14 protein-coding genes and 1 tRNA gene are annotated in these 19118 nt (G+C 36.5%); 4 read left to right on the plus strand and 11 right to left on the minus strand.

From position 1 onward, the window contains the following. From QXK50_08265 to QXK50_08280, 4 genes are all read right to left on the minus strand, one after another. Entirely contained in the window at positions 1 to 1080 is a 1080-nt protein-coding gene (locus tag QXK50_08265; protein MEM2009142.1) for an ABC transporter permease, read from the minus strand. Between the two features lie 184 nt (positions 1081 to 1264). Beyond that, a complete protein-coding gene (locus QXK50_08270) occupies positions 1265 to 3991 on the minus strand; it encodes an ABC transporter substrate-binding protein (GenBank protein MEM2009143.1) in 2727 nt (908 codons plus the stop codon). A gap of 692 nt (positions 3992 to 4683) precedes the next feature. Then, positions 4684 to 5109, minus strand: a complete 426-nt coding sequence (locus QXK50_08275; protein MEM2009144.1) for a hypothetical protein — start codon at positions 5107 to 5109, stop codon at positions 4684 to 4686. Positions 5110 to 5459: 350 nt separating this feature from the next. Then, positions 5460 to 6209 carry a DUF3782 domain-containing protein gene (locus tag QXK50_08280; protein ID MEM2009145.1) on the minus strand — a complete coding sequence of 250 codons (750 nt, stop codon included), beginning with the start codon at positions 6207 to 6209 and terminating at the stop codon, positions 5460 to 5462. A gap of 827 nt (positions 6210 to 7036) precedes the next feature. Here QXK50_08280 and QXK50_08285 point away from each other — a divergent pair. Then, positions 7037 to 7708 (plus strand): hypothetical protein, encoded by a 672-nt coding sequence (locus QXK50_08285; GenBank protein MEM2009146.1) that lies wholly within the window; start codon positions 7037 to 7039, stop codon positions 7706 to 7708. Between the two features lie 231 nt (positions 7709 to 7939). Here QXK50_08285 and QXK50_08290 read toward each other — a convergent pair whose 3' ends face one another. The 4 genes from QXK50_08290 to QXK50_08305 form a co-directional block, all read right to left on the minus strand. Continuing rightward, positions 7940 to 8086, minus strand: coding sequence for a hypothetical protein (locus QXK50_08290; GenBank protein MEM2009147.1), 147 nt, complete (start codon positions 8084 to 8086; stop codon positions 7940 to 7942). A gap of 522 nt (positions 8087 to 8608) precedes the next feature. Then, positions 8609 to 9316: a type I restriction endonuclease gene (locus QXK50_08295; GenBank protein MEM2009148.1), complete on the minus strand. Its 708-nt coding sequence runs from the start codon at positions 9314 to 9316 to the stop codon at positions 8609 to 8611. A gap of 544 nt (positions 9317 to 9860) precedes the next feature. Then, positions 9861 to 10139, minus strand: a complete 279-nt coding sequence (locus QXK50_08300) for a hypothetical protein (GenBank protein ID MEM2009149.1) — start codon at positions 10137 to 10139, stop codon at positions 9861 to 9863. 175 nt (positions 10140 to 10314) lie between these two features. Next, positions 10315 to 10392 (minus strand) — tRNA-Arg (locus QXK50_08305). An 852-nt stretch (positions 10393 to 11244) separates the two neighbouring features. Here QXK50_08305 and QXK50_08310 point away from each other — a divergent pair. The 3 genes from QXK50_08310 to QXK50_08320 all read left to right on the plus strand — a co-directional run bounded on the left by QXK50_08310 (position 11245) and on the right by QXK50_08320 (position 14880). After that, the gene (locus QXK50_08310) at positions 11245 to 12120 is read left to right on the plus strand and encodes a sulfide/dihydroorotate dehydrogenase-like FAD/NAD-binding protein (GenBank protein ID MEM2009150.1); all 876 of its coding nucleotides are present in this window, start codon (positions 11245 to 11247) and stop codon (positions 12118 to 12120) included. Then, positions 12101 to 13480 (plus strand): NADPH-dependent glutamate synthase, encoded by a 1380-nt coding sequence (gene gltA, locus QXK50_08315; GenBank protein ID MEM2009151.1) that lies wholly within the window; start codon positions 12101 to 12103, stop codon positions 13478 to 13480. Before QXK50_08310 ends, gltA begins: the two co-directional genes overlap by 20 nt. Positions 13481 to 13671: 191 nt before the next feature. Then, positions 13672 to 14880, plus strand: a complete 1209-nt coding sequence (locus tag QXK50_08320) for a pyridoxal-phosphate dependent enzyme (protein ID MEM2009152.1) — start codon at positions 13672 to 13674, stop codon at positions 14878 to 14880. 690 nt (positions 14881 to 15570) lie between these two features. On the opposite strand, the gene QXK50_08325 is transcribed toward QXK50_08320, so the two are convergent. The 3 genes from QXK50_08325 to QXK50_08335 form a co-directional block, all read right to left on the minus strand. After that, positions 15571 to 15693, minus strand: coding sequence for a hypothetical protein (locus QXK50_08325; protein MEM2009153.1), 123 nt, complete (start codon positions 15691 to 15693; stop codon positions 15571 to 15573). Positions 15694 to 16202: 509 nt separating this feature from the next. Then, the gene (locus tag QXK50_08330; protein ID MEM2009154.1) at positions 16203 to 17072 is read right to left on the minus strand and encodes a DUF2099 family protein; all 870 of its coding nucleotides are present in this window, start codon (positions 17070 to 17072) and stop codon (positions 16203 to 16205) included. 673 nt (positions 17073 to 17745) lie between these two features. Beyond that, on the minus strand, positions 17746 to 18789 hold the full coding sequence (locus QXK50_08335) for an ATP-binding protein (protein ID MEM2009155.1): 1044 nt from the start codon (positions 18787 to 18789) through the stop codon (positions 17746 to 17748). Between the last annotated feature and the right edge of the window lie 329 nt (positions 18790 to 19118).

Consider the following 19118-nt stretch of genomic DNA (forward strand, 5'->3'; position numbering starts at 1 on the left):
CTATCCACCTAGCCCTTCTACTCTTATACGTGGATCTATTAATGCGTAGGCAATATCAAGAGCTATAACGCTTACACCAAGAAGATAGGCATATATGGTTACAACTCCTATAACCACAGGGGGATCTGGATTAGCAGGGTTTATAGCAGTATAGAGAAGTTTCCCTAGACCAGGCCAATTAAATATACTTTCTGTAACAATTGCCCCCATCCATGAGGATATGAGGACTAGGACAAAGTTTGTTACTATTGGGGGAAGTGTTGGTCTTAAAATATACCTTCTCTCTATAATTCTACCAGGAACACCTCTTACTCTAGCGTATTCAACATATTCCTCCGTAGAGAACATAAGGAAAAAGGTCCTCATGTTGTATATGCCTATGGGAACGTACGCTATAAGCCAAGAGATCATAGGAAGCACCATGTGTTTAAGGACACTTAAAGCGTACATAAGCGGGTCTTGGGGAGGTGGAGCATCAACCATTCCTCCCCATGGAAGTATGCATAGCCATGCAGCGAAAATTAGTATCATGAATATTCCATAGAACCAGCCAGGCATAGATGATAGAGGTGCTAAAGCTATAATTAGTTTATCTAGTAGAGAACCGTATTTTCGGGAGAGGTAAAGTCCTCCGAATAGCTCTATGAAGAATATTAAGAGGTTCGCGGTTGTAAAGAGAAGAACTGTAGGTGGGATCCTCTCCCCAATTATTATTCTAACTTGTCTAGAACCAGAGTTACTCGTTATATGCATCGATCTACCTAGGTTGAGCGATAAAGCATCTTTTAAGTATATAAAGATTCTTACAGCGAAAGGTTTATCTAGCCCTCTAGCTCTAAGCTCGTTCTCGATGAATTGTTTAGCAAGGTTAGCTCTCTCTTCTTCGCTTAAACTTCTTAGTGCAGGATTCCTATTTATTGCATCCCAGATGTAGAACTCTGCCTCAGCTTTAACAATTTCATCTACTTTCCCCCCAAGGTTTGCAATTACTATTGTGAGAAGAATAGCTATAACAACAGAAAAAGCTACAGAGACCACCCTAATACCTACAAATTTAAGCAGTCTTCTACTTTTAACCATATCGGATCACATTTCTACATTATGTAGCATTAGCTTAATTATGTACATTGTTTACTTTATTAATATAATGCAGGTAAATAAATTTTAATAAATTTCTTAGAACATTTATACTCAAATTACTTGAAACAATTGCACATTACTTAAAAAATAGATGTTTATTAATTAAAGATTAACTTATATACATTTAGTGACCTGCTACACTACCTCTCCTTAGTAATAAGCCTAGCGCTATGCTTACAACTATAGCAACTACTGCTACACCAATTGATATATACAGCATTGTTCTTAAGCTCTGTATCTCCGACCTTAAAGCATTTATAGTTTCTTCTTGTACTGATAGCTTATCTGTTAACGTACTCTCTAACCTTGACATTTTAGCACTTAGATCAGCTTCTGTTTTTGCAAGCTGAAGCGCTACATAATCGATAACTGTTGAAACTCTTAGCACACTACTTGCTATTGTCGGTATACCTACAAGCTTCGAAACACCGATGACGGTTACTTTAGCAGGACCTGGTACCATTAAAGCTGTTTGTGTTCCATCCAACTCAATAACACATTTACCATCAGCAATACATCTAGCGTAGCCTGTTAAAGATCCACCTGCATGCGATATTACGTATTTAACATAGTCTATGTATGTAACCTCGTATGGTTTTCCATCAACTGTTACCTCAATTGGTATTTCAGCTTTAGTGCCTGGATAGATAGTATCTGGAACTTTTATGCTAATAGCCGCTACTGGTGGTTTTGAGAATATAGCCCATCTCTCAGCAGTATCTATGTATTCCCTATAAGCAGCTAGTGTTACTATCTTTGCAGTTACATCAACAGACTTTAGGGAGAATGGTCCATTGCCAACCCAGAAGTGTTTGTAGTTCTGGTACCACGTCTTTAGGTTCTGGTACCTGGTAACAGCTTCATCCTTAGTTAGGTATCTACCTAGCACCGGCTGATATGGTATGTATCCATCTTGGATACATTTATCTAGTGTTTCTGCTAATATTGCAAGAGATGGACCTGCTATAAGGTTCATCCACTCAACATTAAGTTTCCCAGATTTATCGGCTGTAAATGCAAGCCTTCCTTCTGCTTCAGTGCGAGCAGCTACAGCTACTACATGCCAAGGACCAGGTCCTTGGCTATAGTATGGCCAGAAAGCATTTGCAGCTGTTGCAGCTATCCATTCAGCGTCCATGTACCATGTATCTGTGTAGTACTCTATTACAAGAGGATCTTCTTTAACAATTCTAAATCCTTTGAATACCTGCATAAATGCTTGGAATGAAGATATATATGCTTCATCGTATAGCGGGCTAGCTGGGTTAGCTCTATCGAATGTTAATAAGAATATGTATACTATGTCAGCTAAATCGAATGTACTTCCATCGTGCCATCTATAGTTCTTGAATAGATCATCCTGGTATTGAACAACAACCTTGACTTTTGCTTTTGTGCCTGGAGGTACAGTCTCTATAATGTTTGTTGTGCTGTTGAATTTCCACCAAGCATCTGTTGGAACTGTTATCTCGTTAACGTATTCTAGGCTTACCCACGGTAGTGATGCTCTAATCTGTCCCTCGAGATCTTTAGATACATAGACCTCTGCTTTCTTAACTCTAAGCGGATGGTATAGACCTGTGTAGGGGTCTGGGAGTACTGCTACTTCACCTGTAGCCCTTATAATGGTTTGATCGAATATCCAGTTGCTGCCACCTATTGGGTTCCATGGCTGGGTCATTATGCTAGGTATACCTACCTTTACTGTACCCCCAATTTTGTTGGAGAACCTTATAGTGTAGGGCCATAACCACGAACCTGAGTATCCACCAGCAAGATCAGCTGCTAGCTCAAGTTCAGGTCTTCTTACCCATATAGATGTTAGGTGGACTACCCATATTCTCTGGGATTCCTTCATGGATAGCCAAAGAGCTTTCCTCATGAGCTCGTCTCTTTCTGTAATTGATTTGTAGTCTCTATTCCATAGTCTTTCTGCTACAACATAGAACTCGGGGTCATTTACGTATGCTTGCCATAGTGGTTCTGGTCTACCTAGCTTAGTGTAGAAGTAGCCAAAGTTATCAGCATCATCTCTGGAAATAGCTGTTGTTATCCATCCACCTGTATATAGATGCCATCTACCTTCAGCAGGGTCTCCTCTTAGCCATAGCGGGGCTAGATCTGCACTTTTACCGTATACTCTCTCAACGATGAAACCTATTTTCTCTAGCTGGGACGCTACATAGTCTCCTATAGCTCTTCTAGCATCTTCTACTCTTATCAAGAATATCAATTTCACAGGTTTATCTTTATAGTACCATTTACCTTCGCGCATTTCTGCACCCATCTTAACCATTTCTTCGTATATAATGCTCTTACCTTTCTCGAAGTTGTATCTATACTCGTTTTCAATCTCCATAACTAAGTCAGCATATCTAGCGTAATCGGGGAAGCTAGGTGTTATAGCTGTAAACCTTGGTATAGCTAGTCCTCCTAAGATCTCGTTTGCTACGTACTCTCTGTCTATTATATAGTTAAGGGCTTCCCTAATCTTTGGATTAGAGAACGGATTGAATATAACATCTTCTCTCTGTGGCTTAGGGAACTCAGGACCTACAGGGTTAAGAGTTATCTCGTAGTACAAGCCATACGATATATCGTAGGCTAGTCCTCTCTCTCTTACAGTCTTAAAGAGCTCTGGATCACCTATATCGTCGAAGTATATGTGTATATCGCCTACTAAAAGTCTTTCAACTGCTTTAGCTGCTTCAGCTTCTTCAAGAAATACAACTTCATCTACCCATGGTCCATGTGGTACTGCTTGAGCAGTTAATGGCGCTACCACACCAAGAACTACGTTCAATAGCAATAACGATATAGCGAATATAGGTATTAAACCTTCTTTACTCATTTAACCCACCTAATGTATATCTATATCCATATATCTTGTGATTCGACTTAATAAACATTAATGATAGACATAATAAAATATACACCAAGAAATATGTATCAAGCATTACAAAAAAGAGACACTAGTTAGAGATAAAAAAACTTATGTGACTAAACTTGTTCAAATATGTAAGAGAATTATATAACGCATATTCGTACTCGATTGTAGTTATAAATAAACTCTCCTTCAGCTATTGTCTGTATACGTTATTTTTTAAGTGCTGTAAACCACCTTTTACTTCGTTAATGGATACAATAAAATCACTCTCTATTGAATCATTATGACTGATGTTAAGAATTTATCGATGGCTGTAGAGAAGTAGACTTGATGTATAGTTTGGGAAAAACTGTCTTTATCAGTTAGAATTTAATTTCTGTAGCCATATTTACCACACATACTTCATATATAGATTACTGAAAAAGATAAGGTTAACGAATAAAGAAGAGGCTGTATCAACTATGAAAACCTGATTTTCTAGTATATAGATCGATATTTCTTTTACTCTCTGCAGTAGTGTTAATGAGAACAATATTGAATGTATTGCTAGATCACCACAGTACTTGATACTCTAGCTATAGGAGGCTATATGAAAGATACCCACATAATTATTTATCTACTGCCTAAAGAAGCATTCTGTTTATGTCTGAATAGCTCTACTTTGATATGCTTTCAATAAATCTGTTGCTGATTAATGTGCTTATCACTAGTATTGTGAGCCATATTGGTAACACGATTATAAAGTCTATATCTGGAGCTCTTCCCAATAGTATCTTCAGCATCATAAAGTATAGTGTGCCTGTGATATAGTATGCTGAAACTGAGATATATATTCTACTTCTTAATCCAAGATCTATGTATTTAGATAATAGAAATCCAATCACCAGAGATATCGAGATGGGTACAATTGTTGATAAGAGGATATATAAGGCTATATCTACAGATGGAAATACATCGAAGATCCAGAAGATCCAGCCCCACCACCCAATGAAACTAACACAGTATCCAAGGCTCATAAGCAGATTGTGTGTTAAAGTAAACATCAGTAACATGAGAATTGCTACTGCAAAAAGATACGACATCAAAATACCTACGAAAGTCTGTAAAATCTTGTTAATAGCTCATCCCAGGCCGAATTAATCTGCATTAGGGTTAATATTTGTTTACGAACATAGGACACAAAGCATTCTAGAGTAGCTCTAAGCATCTAGCCTATTGACACTATCCTAGATACAGAGTATACAAATCGGATACAGTATGTAGATCAGAATTAACAAGGAATGAACAACAGAAGAAAACCATTTTTATGTAGAAATCTTCAAAATGTAGACAATCTCGACATAGTTAAATGATCCAGGTTTTTTACATCAACATATCAATGTGGATATTATCTGGCTTAGCTTATGTAGAACAAGTCTACTCTATAGCTTATTCAATCTATTAGTTCCCCGTAGATAATATCTATTTCGTATTTCTTTGCTTGAGCTAGCGCTTCTTTAACAGAGTGTATCGATACCATGATTTTTCTCTTCGGCTCTTTTCCAATTATTCTCGATGCTATACTGCATTTATGGTTAAACCACATAACATCTTCTACATCAACAAAGCTCTTAACCTCGATAAAGAATATCTCCTTGTTGTGGATATAGATATCTATCTCTAAGGTATCCCCTTTACCCATATACCTACCCTCTGCGTCTATGTAAACAAATTTCTCGACTTTATCAACATCCTCTACACCAAACCAAACAAGAACATCTCTATATAGACTAAGAATAGTTTTCTCTAAGTCAATTCCAACTCTACGTGTTACAGAACCAACAACAACCTCAAACCTTGCTACACGCTTAGATAGTTCTTCAATCCTTTTAGAATGCTCCTCCAACCTCTTCGAATGTTCTTCAATCCTCCTAGACAATTCCTCAATCCTTTTAGAATGCTCCTCCAACCTCTTCGAATGTTCTTCAATCCTCCTAGACAATTCCTCAATCCTTTTAGAATGCTCCTCCAACCTCTTCGAATGTTCCTGTAGCACTTGGAATACTTTCTCGAAACCTATCTTCATATAGTCTGCTAAAGTTTTAACGGCATCAGCAACATCTTTGAGTTCCTCAGCTCTAGCTCTCCTAACAGCCCTCTCAACAACTTCCTCAAGAGTCCTCCAATCAAACGCAAAACCCAATAAACTTCACCTATTCTATATGCTAGATCTAGAACTATAATACTTAAATACTTAACGTATATACAATAAAATACTAACAACTATCTCATACAATCTACAACACACTAGCTATTTCCGCTATTTCTAAGTAGAAAATGATTTAACTAGTTAATTAACGTTAACCTATTAACCTCTATACTCAGCTCAACATATCTTCTTATCCTTCTATTAATCATATATTTGCCTCATACAACTATTGGGTGATTTATTGGTTTGGAAGAAAGAGAGAAATTAAACTTACTGAGAAATAACTATGATTCCCCATTTTAGGCTTTGTCTAAGCAGTTCTGATAACATCATCAACCCAGTACTTAGTGTATGGGCATTCGGTGAGCAATATATCTCTAAGCATCTTCTTGAACTTCTTGTTAGCAGATGCTCTAGGAACCTTATTCTTGTATCCTAGTTTAACATTAACCTCTTCTCTTCTTACCTATATATGACTACATCTGGAAACATTTAATTATTGGAAATATCTGGAAAAGTATAGCTTTATGTTGCCAATATAAATCATCTGGTATCCCTTGAAGTACTATTAATTATGCCTGTAATGGGCTTCTGCACTTCATACAAAGTTTTGCTTTAGCAACATTTATTGTGCCACATTTTTGGCATATTTTCTAGTAATTGACTGAATAAAACCTCGCTTTATTTCGTGATAATAGTAGACGATCATTATCGCTCCAATAATAATAATTAAGTTACTTGAATAAATTACTTTCTATGTGATAGATGATCATGAAAATTTATTAGAAAGATTAATAATGTTTTTATTGACGTGCATGTGTTTGGATTATCGGGTATTATTAGAAGGAGTTGAATTGTTCAAAAGAGATCAGAGGAAATTCGACCTAGCTTACGAGAAGTATGTTTTAGATCGTAGACAAGTTTGGGAAAATCTTAGTCAAATCAATGAAGACCAAATAAGAGATACTATAATTGGGTTTCTTAAAACCTGGAATATTAGAAACGTTAACAGGATCAACCCTAATTCACTTGGAGAGGCTTTAAAAGAACTTAATAAATACTTTAATGTGCTCCGCGGCAAGAGCCTGCTAAGCCTTAATTTTGATGAAAAAGTAAATGTTGAGGGACAGGAAATGAAGATTTCAGATGTCATAAAGAAAATCTATAATAGGCTTTCTAATGTCAACGGTATTGGATCTACATCAGCCTCCAAAATCATGCATGGTGTTATCCCTGAACTTTTTATGATGTGGGATGAAAGTATTAGAAAAGGATACGGCTATGCTGATAATGAAGTAGGCTATCTTAGGTTTATGCATGAAATGCAGCGAATTCTTAGAAGGGTGATTGAAACATATGGTAGATCTCCAGAGGAATTATGCCGTGAAGCTTATCCAGACACGAAGAAGCCACTAACTAAGCTACTTGACGAGTTCAACTACATGAAGTTCACGAAGAAGAAGGATCTTCCAAATCCTATTGATGAGTGTTAAGTAGCCAGTTTAAGGTAAAGCATCCATATAATGTTTGATAGTAACTGCTAAGCAAGCTATATATACTGAGCACATTTTACGCTTGGCTAATCCTGAGCAGAATTCTATTAGAACTTTCTAAAACACAGCAGGAACTTAGCCATTGCCAGAAGAGATGCATGATGATAATAATGGAAAGATTTTTCATTCAGCCCTTTAATCCTTTAATCATTAGTACAAAGCCGTTTCTTATTATAGAAACCTAGACATCGTCTTCCCTTCTTCCTCGAGTTTTAGAGTAACACAGAACCTCGTTAATACCTCTAGCTCGTTGTTCAATAAGCCCTTAAATATGTACATCCTGTTCTTGAAGTCCTTGAGTCTATACCTATTCTTCAATACACCAGTCACTTCCTCGTTTCTAGCTGTTTTATGCTTTTCTTAATACGGTAGCAACGACATTAGCATTGACTTGTTGTATAAAATATTCTGATGCTCATCCTCTTGACCCCATTTGACTCCATCTGCAAAAATCGAGTATTTATCCCTTGATAAACTTTCTTCATAATAGATGAGAAGCTCCTTCAAATTTCGGATGTTCCCTTATCCTCACAAGACAGAACTTAAATCAAGGCTTAAACCTCTAGGACTTGTGTAGCTGTTCGAAGCTTTCAAATAGATTCTTGTAGACACAAAAAGGATGTTCCCACTAGTTTTCAGCTACACATTACACCTCCTTAGCATCCAATATTTTTTCGAGGGCTCTACCCCATTCGTCTTTCAATCGATACCTCTTACTTTCATCTTTATAGTATTCTTCACCTAGTTCTTTTTTCGATGGTAGAGGAGGTGGTAAACCGTATTTCTTAGCACATTTAGTGATACCACTCTTAACACCAGTAAAACCTCTTCTGTCAACTTCTATGCCTCTTTTTTCATCTCCTCAATAATTTCATCTTTACTTAATAATATTCCTTCCTTCCACGCTTCATATGCTATCTCGATTAGGACTTTCCCAGAATCTGTTAAGCAATCATAGAACTTTTTAACTTGCTCGAGGTTTAGCTCTTCAGGTGCGGGCTTTTTCCCCTCAACTGCTGGTGGTTGTGCTTTAACTTCCTCTATTAGGGGTTTGACTAGCTCGATTTTCTTCTGAGATGCAAAAAGAGAACGCCATAACGGTAAAAGTCTCAATACCACCTCTCCTGGATCTCCTTTTGAAATACTTATTGAGGTTACTTTTTTGCTTCCAAGTTCTCTTAAATCGTATATATCCCATCTATCGCCGTTGGTAATGATGAAGTAAGGTATCTTGTTTTGCCAACCATACTTAAAGCCTAGTTCGATAATTTGCTTCTCGTCTAGACTGGTTCCCAGACTTTTTGCCTCTATCGCTATGATTCTCTCCTCACCTACGTAGAGAACGTAGTCCGGAACCCCTGCTCCCTGTTTCTCTTCAGATCTAACCTGCTCCGGATTTTCAATATCCCATCCAAGTGCCCTAAGCAATGGGTCTATCAGTACGTATCGTGTCAGCATTTCGTTCTTCTCAAGCAAGTTTCTGTACCTCTCGATGCGTTCCCTTAGCTTCTTAATTATTTCAATAAGATTATCGAGACAACTCACCATCTTCACCACAAGCATTCCTAATATAAACCACTCCGTTCTCGAAGACTCACTCAACCTCGTCGCTCTCCCTCAACTCTAGTAGTTTATGGACCTCTCTGGGAATAGTTGTCCTATAATATCTACCAATCCTGGTGCGAGCCATAACGGGCATAAGCTCTATAGCACCTACTACAGAATTCTCTAAGAGAATATAAAAAACTTGAGTACTAAAGATTGTTTGCAGATCTATTCATGAAGCGAACTGTTTTTAGAGGTTTTCTCTAACTACATGCTCTACATACAGAAGTGAAGTGATTTGATTCTTTGTTAGAATATTCCCGCAGGTCTGTAGAAGTATGAGTGCTTTGTGTGATTGAACATGAGCCCCTCATCAAAACTCAATTCCTTCAAGAGTTCTGGGAGTCTGTGGTATTTGAAGTAGTGGAGGAACCCCGTCTTCTCCTCACGATATATGAAGAAATTGTTTACCCAGAGGAACAGATCCCCGTTCCCAAACCCCCAGTGGCGTGTGTGCGATTAAATCAACAGCTCTCCAGTAATCTTTTTAGCAATTTGTGAAACTCTCTAAGAGCTCTCTAATCTCGTAAGGAATCTTCGAGCTATCCACATCAACTATGTTAACAACTATTCTCTGCTGACTACTCATCGCCCCTCGTTTCCCGTTTAGAGATCTCTTGATGTCTATAGCTCTCAATGCCTCATGCATAACAATCTTTGGATTGAATGTATATCCCTCTAGTTTACAAACTACTAGCCCCTTTCTAATCATTCTCTTTAGAACTTCGTATACTGTTCCCTTGGATAGACTTCTCGCCACCAACATTTCATATATCGCTTTGATCTCTACAAAAGTGAATACTATATTTCTCCAGTCCCAGAGTCGCTCCTCTACTGCTCAGAACTACTATTGCCCAAAGCCATCAAATCTGATGTTTCAATACACACCAAGAAACTGAAACATTGGGAAAGTTAATAAACTTTTTACTTGAATTGAAAGCTGGCGGGCCCGCCGGGATTTGAACCCGGGTCCTCCGGCTCCGGAGGCCGGCGCCCTCTCCTGGCTGGGCTACGGGCCCTACTATGTGCGGAGTTACTGGTGTCTTTTGTGTTGTGGTTTTTGGGTTTCAGGTATATCGTGGATCATTCTTGTCTGCTGCTTTATTTCTTCGTGTGTATTACTGTCTATAGCTGTTAAAAACATATAGATACTATCTTTAAAGAGTATTCGAATTAATCTATAGTGAAGCCTATATATTGCTACTCTATTGCCATCTTTTTTAGTTATCTAGTTTTCCGTATCCTCGGTATAATGTGGGATGATGTGGATCCGTAACAGAATTATTGAAACTAATAGTGTAGAGAGTATTAACAATAGCTTGATAAAAGTAGTCAACTATAGTTACCAAAATCATTGAGATAATTAAACTGATCTAAAGTGTTTTCCAGAGATTCTCTAGAAGATTCTTCAGCAATTAGATGAAGTGAATAAGATAGAAAGCTTAGAGAATGTGATACTAATAGTATCTGCATTAGTATCGCTATCTAGAAAGAATAGAGCGGATCATGATGTAGAAACAATAGTGTTAAAGGATCTACATAGCTTCTCTAACTAGATATGATGTTATCTCTCATCAATATGTATTAACTTGATTAACTATAATTCTATATCGAGACACTATCCATTTGTAGAGTTTAGAAGATGTTTGTTAATCAGTATAGATATCTCGATTTAGAGAGCAATATATCTAAGAGATCTTGGTTTATGAAGCTTCTTAACTATAAATATCTAGTTGATTACTATATTCATGAGCTCTACATTATGTGTTGTAGTGCTTAATAGTGTCGATACATTAGATATTTATACTATATACATAAAGTCTTGTTTATTACTAGTTTCATCAATACTCAGATAATTAACTATATGGAGGATGATTAAAATATATGGAGCTACAAGATATACTGTATTGAGGAAGCGGATACTAGCTCCAAAGATCAAGGAGATCGATATCTATTCTCCAAGGATAGCTAGAGCTGCTAGAGCTGGTCAATTCGTTATGGTTATGGTTGATAGAGTGAGTGAGAGAATTCCGTTGACTATAGTTGACTGGGATAGAGAGGATGGATGGATTAGAGTAGTGTTTCAAGAAGTTGGTGTAAGCACAATTAAGTTGGGCTTAGTGGATATTGGAGAAGATCTATACCATGTCTCTGGCCCTCATGGTGTTCCAACACATATCTCTAGGTTTGGAACTGTGGCTGTTGTTGGTGGAGGTGTTGCTGTAGCAGCTTTGTATCCTGTTGCTAGAGCTTTTAAAGAAGCTGGGAATAGAGTTGTAGCTATTATTGGTGCTAGGAGTTCTAATTTGCTTATATACGAAGATAAGGTTAGAAGTATATGTGATGAACTCTACATCTCTACAGACGATGGTAGTAGAGGAATTAGAGGCTATGTATCTAGTGCTCTAGAGAAGATCTTTTCTGAAGGCCTTAAACTAGATCTAGTTTGGATAGTGGGGCCTGTTGCTATGATGAAGATGTGTAGTTCTGTAGCTAGAAGATATGGTGTTAGAGCTGTAGCTAGTTTGAATCCTATAATGGTTTGCGGTATTGGTATGTGTGGTGCTTGTAGAGTCAGAGTCTACGGTAAAACTAGATTTGCTTGTCTTGAGGGACCAGAGTTCGATGCTCTTGGTGTTGACTGGAACGAGCTTGAGCTCAGATTACAGATGTATAGAGATGAAGAGAACATTTCTTTAAGAAGATTTCTAGAGAGTGGTGGCTGTATTGGTCAAGATAAGACCTAGAGTATCTATCCCAAAGAGAAATCCTCTAGATAGAGTAAAAGACTTTGATGAAGTTGTTCTAGGGTATAGTGAGAAAGAAGCTATAGAAGAAGCATCTAGATGTATACAGTGTTCTACTAAACCATGTGTACAGGGATGCCCTATAGGAATAGATATTCCGCGATTCATAAAGCTGATCAAGAAACAGAGATATGAAGAAGCTTACAGAGTTATCATAGAGAGATGCCCTATACCTGCTGTAACTGGTCGTGTATGTCCTCAAGAAAAACAATGTGAAAAGTTCTGTACATTAGCTAAACTGGGTGAACCAATAGCTATAGGTGCTCTTGAGCGATTTGTAGCTGATTGGATTCACCAACACGGTGTGGATATAGAGGATAAGTACAGAGGGTGTAGAAGAGGTAGAATTGCTATTGTAGGTTCTGGACCAGCTGGAATAGTTGTTGCTTACGATCTAGTTCGACTCGGATACGAAGTAACAGTATTTGAGGCTCTTCATGCTGCTGGAGGAGTTCTGATGTACGGTATCCCAGAGTTTAGGTTACCGAAGAAGATAGTTGATTACGAAGTAAAACGTCTACTTGATCTAGAGATCAACATAGAACTTGGGGTCATAGTTGGTAGAACAATCTCTATCTATGATCTTTTAGACAAATTCGATGCAGTATTCATAGGTACTGGAGCAGGTCATCCACGACTTCTAGAGATTCCTGAAGAAAATCTTAACCACATCTATACAGCTAACGAGTATCTAACTAGAGTAAACTTGATGAAGGCCTACCTCTTCCCATGTTATGATACACCAATACGTAGAGGTAGATATGTAGCTGTTATTGGTGGAGGAAATACAGCTCTAGATGTAGCTCGATCAGCTCTTAGGCTAGGAGCAAAAGAAGTTTTTGTTGTTTATCGTAGATCTAGAAACGAGATGCCTGCAAGATCAGAAGAGATAAGCAATGCTGAAGAAGAAGGTGTTAAGTTTTTGTTCTTAGTTCAACCAATAGAGTTCATAGGCAATGGCTCTGTCTCAGAGATAAAGTTAATGAAAATGAGGCTTAGTGAACCAGATGAAACTGGAAGACCGAGACCTATACCAACAGGTGAAACAATATCGCTACAAGTTGATACAGTTGTTAATGCTATAGGTTTTCACCCCAATCCATTAATACCTATGACTGTACCCGAGATAAAGATAGACAATAAAGGGAGGATAGTAGTTGATAGAGAAGGGAGAACAACTCTATCGAGAGTCTATGCTGGAGGAGATATAGTGGTAGGAGAAGGGACAGTAATAGAGGCTATGAGATGGGGTAAAATAGCTACACAAACAATACACAGAGACTTATCGTTAGAGAGATAGTGATTGTGTGTACATGACATTGATTCTAGACTATTCAGATAATGTTACAAAGTATAGAGATTGTTTGATTTAACTATTCTAAGAAAATCTAAATTCTATACAATAGTCTAGATAAATAAACATCAAAAACTAGGGTAAAGCTTTAAAGACACTCTTTGTTATCTAGTAGTGATGGTGATCAGTATCTGTATATGCAAGATGTTGAAAATCTCTACTGTGAAGAAGGTATAGATACTCAAGAATTCATTAGTTTAGCTAGAGAGATTTTGAGTAGAGGTGGTATAGATAGAGCTATTGTTGTTGATGGATATAGAGTTATAGAGAACTGCAAGCTTTTCCAAACACTTAAGAAACTCGGGGTTAGAAGAATACCTGTATCTCGTGGCATTGAGAATACATTTGTACCTCTCGAGGTAATGGGATTTTTCGAAGATATTCAACCCAGTATCTATAGAGTTTTTAGAGATACTGAAGAACTTCTCTACAAGAATTGGCCAACACCTCTAGTGAAGCTCTCTAGAGTCTCTATAGATGATAGAGTTGTTTGGGCTAAACTAGAGGGATTCAATCCATGGAGTATGAGTATTAAGGATAGAGTGGGATGGTATATGTATAGAAAAGTTGCTGAAGCCTACGGCAGAAGAAATCTGGGGCTTCTCGTGGAATCAACATCAACAAACACAGGTCTAGCTATAGCTGCTATAGCCAATATGTATCTCTCTAAACTTAGAGCATACATACCTTCAACAGTTTCACAAACAGGTGAGCTTATGTTAAAGGTATTTGGTGCTGATGTTGTAAGATCTACTAAACAGTTAACAGTAGAGCTTATAGATGAAGTTAATGAGATAGCTAGAAAAGAGAAGGCTATACATCTTAACCAGTTCTACAATGATGCTAATTTCGAGGTTCATCTAAGGTATACAGCAAAAGAGTTAGAGCTACAGATCAGAGAAGCAGGTATAGCTCCTAGAGCCATAATCGGTGGCCTAGGGACCTCTGGACATATGTCTGCCATAGCCCTCTACTTCAAGAGCAGGTTCAGAGGAATCAAGATCTATGGTGTAGTACCTAGAGAAGGAACAATTATACAGGGTATAAGGCGAATCGAATCAGGTATGAAGTGGATACATTATATCGATATAGATGGAGTTATAGAGGTTTCACTCGAAGAAGCTATACAGTCTATCATACATATAGCTAGAAGAGAAGGTATACTAATTGGATTAAGCAGTGGCGCTGTATATACAGGTTATAGAAAACTTGTAGAAAATGGTGAACTAAATGAAGGTGACTATATACTGGTGTTCCCAGATCATGGATACAAATATACTGAACATCTACAGAGATACCTAAACAGTATCAATAGCAATATAAAACCTATGGATTCAGAAATTTGAAGTAACATAAGAATGATAATAATTGATAAACTATATAGCTTAAGATATAGATTAACAATTATCAAGCTACATGATTATCGATAAAAAGTATCTGTTTGATTATGATAGAACTGAGTATATTACTATAATAACTTATTGAGGTTATATTGATAATGATAAAGATAATACTCTATCTAGAGAAGCGATACTGCTTATCTCAAGAGCATACACTATATCTTAGGTATGTTTCTAAAGATACAGAGTTGATAGAGGAGCATCATCACATGTACATCATTTCTCTATGCTAGTATCTATATATCTATGGTGTTTAATAGCTTCTATGACCATCTTCTGTTTGTATTCTTATTTGATTTTAGTAATTTTGTTCTATTTTTTCTTGTTTGCGTTATATGGAGTGTATCGTATATAGGCAGTAAATACTCAAGAAATATCTTGTAATGCTCTTGAAAGATATTCATCCTGATTCTCTAGAACTATAGCTATTTTGTCTATGAGTATCTTTAGCATCTTTACTAGCTTCAATACTGTATCTCTATATCTCTATCTATCTTCCTATATATAGCATAGTGTTTCCATATAGTGTTAGAAATCTCTTTAACGATATGTTCTATAGACTATCCTTAGAGACAATAGAGCTCTACCTTAATTCAGTCGAGTTCTCTCAAAACATACTTGACTAGAGATGAAGCATCAATTATTATCATGACCCTTCCTCACATAACCTATAGCATTACTAGAGATGCTTCCTGGAAGACTATCGATAACGTTATGAATTTTCTTCAGTATCTCTAACCTATAATTCTTTTTTACCATATATACATATAGAATTATGTGTCGAGTTCTTTCACAAAATCTAAACCACTATTCACATCTTCTGTTTCTCATATCTAGATGTCGATATGGCTTTGAGAATTAATTGCATCAGCATCTCAATGGATCTCAGAGTTACATGTGTTGCATTCTTCTTAATCGTCTTACTGTTTACATGTTTTAAACCACTTGGATTTAGGTTTCTATGTCTCTATCTGGTGAGCACAGTATATTGACAACACTTCTACATAGTGATTGGGAATCATTTTGCTACTAGATATAGATATAGATACTTATTGTTGACTCTTACACTAGATCTATAATAACACTAGATCTATAATACTTGGTTTGTGTATCTAGATAGAACAGTTTACATAAACTCTATATATAGGTCGAAGCTATGGATTACTACATATGTATTGTTTATGTTTTCTAGTAAATAAAATATATATAATATTATGATATATGTTTAGGGAGTAAGGGCATCTGTTTTGCTATTTCATAGCTAATAGCTATAGCCATTCACATTGAGTACACTTTGTTGTGTATTCTTCTTCATATGGTAGAGTAGCTCTCCTGATAATGAACTGCTCATCAAAATCTTTCATATACTCTAGCACCAAGTTTTTCATTTTATTTGTTAGTATATAGACAGGTATTGTTACACCTAACTGTATTAGTGTTTTCTTTGCTAATGCTTTTCTCAACATATGGTTTACGCTTGTACAAACGTAATCAGCTTTCTCTATATATGTAATACAGCTAGCCTTAGTTAAGGTATTACAGGTAGAGAATACTGTTACACTAACACTATACCTATCCTCTATTCTCCTAATCTCAGATATCTCCCAGCATCTCAAACCTATAACACTAACAGCAATTTTCCTACATCCTAACTCAATAGCTTTTACAATACCTTCAACTTGATCTATAGTCGCATTATCTTTATCTAGAACAAAACCTTCTAGTTTCTCAATACTCTCAATAACCTCATTGATAGGGTAGGTCTTGAGAAGACCATTCATAACTGCTCCAACACCTTGAACCAATTGTGGAGATCTTGCAATAATAGTTCCAGCTCCATCACATACAATTACAGCACAATCAAAAAACTCTTTCTCTATTCCCCAAGACATGATCTCAGAAGTTCCGAAAGCAACTATTCTCCCTAAATCGAATCTTCTTTTAGGTGTAAATAATCCGTATTCCTTTATCTTAAGCTTCAACACATATTTTACAACATCTTCACAAACTTTTCGTATACCATAAACTCTATGCATATAGGTACAATGCTGAAGTTTTGGTTCTGAAATAACTTCTATTGATTCATCTTCATATACTCTCGCTATAGCCCCCATAATAAGGGTTTCATGATACCTCATTCCATAAACCTCTTCTCCAGACCACATGTTTTGTGCATAACTACTTTAAGATTATGTTTCAGATTGCTCTAAACTATTGAGCTTTACACATACCTAGTAATGCTATATTTATTAAAGAACGATATTTATTGAGTTCTGTGTATCGAGTAGCGGTGCTTAAGTTATATATCAAAGAGTTAGAGTATCATGTTTCAACATTCTTTCATCAGCTTTAAGACATATAGGTTGCTTAATAGTATCGAATTTTATGTTACAATAAACAAGAGCTAAGGTTATAGCACTTTTTTCTAGCAAGTTAACGAAATTGTTGAAGCCTTGGCCATAAACATCATCAGTAATCAGAATATCTTTGAATAATGCCTTAAGCTATCTAAAAGAACCATATATATAGTTTCTCATTGTGTGATTTATTTTTGTATTGCTCAAATGTTTAGAGCAATACTTGCTTTATCAACCTAAAAACTCTTTAGAGAAGAGGTTATCAATAAACATAATACATTTTCTATAGATGCGTTAAAGTTTTACTATATGGGATAAGGACTAGATGTTCAGTACTTCCATAAGGTATTGAACACATGCTACGTTATCTAGAGTACTAGAGTATAGCGTCTAGGTTAAACAGAATTGTGTAGAGATAGTTTCATCGAGAAAGTGGTTCATTAATGATATAGCGCTATGTTATCTGAATTCTTAGCGATGCTTCTCGATATATAGGGTCTAGAAACTGATAATTATGGATTATACTCATATCTTCAAGGTTCTTCACGATATTGTATAGTATGCTAGAGGATATCGTAACACCCTCTTTTTCCTCAACATACCTCTTTAGACTACTCCACGTCGTAATTCCTTTAGCGATTCCTTTTAAAACCAATGCATACCTCTTACCTCTCTCTCTAACAATATTCTGTAGCTCTCCTAAAGCAACACCTATTGCTAGCTCTTTTATCTTAACGATATCCTTATTTCCTTTAGAATATTCATTACCAAAGAATGTTAGCCAACCCGGTATTCCACCAAATTCTTCAACAGCTATTTCCAGAACATCCATTTTTACATCTATTCTCAGCTCTCTGAATCCAGTCTTTAAGAACTCTAGTGAAGTATCTCTATCAAACCTTTCGAGTTTGAGATTAAAACAGTATCTACCGTAGAGAGGTGAGTTATGTTTATCGATTCCCAGAAATCCGTAAAGTAAACCGATCTCTGAACCAGTAAGTATGAATGTAATGTTTCTATCGTAATCATAGGCATGTGCTAAAGCATTGAGAAACTCTTGAGAACGAGGACCTCTGAGTTTCTGAGCTTCATCAAAAGCCACTATAATTCTCTTCCTATTGAGAGCATCGAAAAGTGAAGAAAGAGTAATAGAACCTCTACCTCTCCACTTAATCTCTACCTCAACACCCCTAATACTTATACCAGATATAGATTTAAGAACATCATACAGCTTATCGAGTCTCGATGAAAACGCTTTTGAAATCAATGAATATAGATCACGTAGACCATAGTTAGTATGTAGACTCCTTAAATCAATCAATACACTCGGAATATCAACTTCATTAAGGAAAACACTCAATAGAGAAGTCTTACCTATCCTCCTGATACCAGAAATAATTGTGAGAGGTGAATCTATATTTTTGTGCAGTATCTCGAGTTCTTGATCTCTTCCGAAAAGCTCATTTCTATTAGTTTTAGGTCTAGGATCAAATAACAATTATTCTACCCCAGAATCTAGATTCTGGGTCAGAACTTATAAATTTTGAGGTAGAACATTGGATACTATACACAGTCTAGGTTCTCTCTAAAGACTTTAGATATTGATGCTCTCTTCTCTATAACAAGTATTGAGGATTCTCAATAGATCTTCAACTACATCTAGCTTCAAGATGATATAGAAATGTATTATTGTATTATTTTGATTCTAAACACATTATATAGGTTTGGTTCAAATACAAACCTTATTGATATAGCTTATACAGATTCTTGTCGATGTGGTTATAGTTGAAGTAGATTGCTATGGAAAAGGTTCAGAGGTTTATTTGA

This window comes from Ignisphaera sp. (assembly GCA_038831005.1).
Classification (GTDB): domain Archaea; phylum Thermoproteota; class Thermoprotei_A; order Sulfolobales; family Ignisphaeraceae; genus Ignisphaera.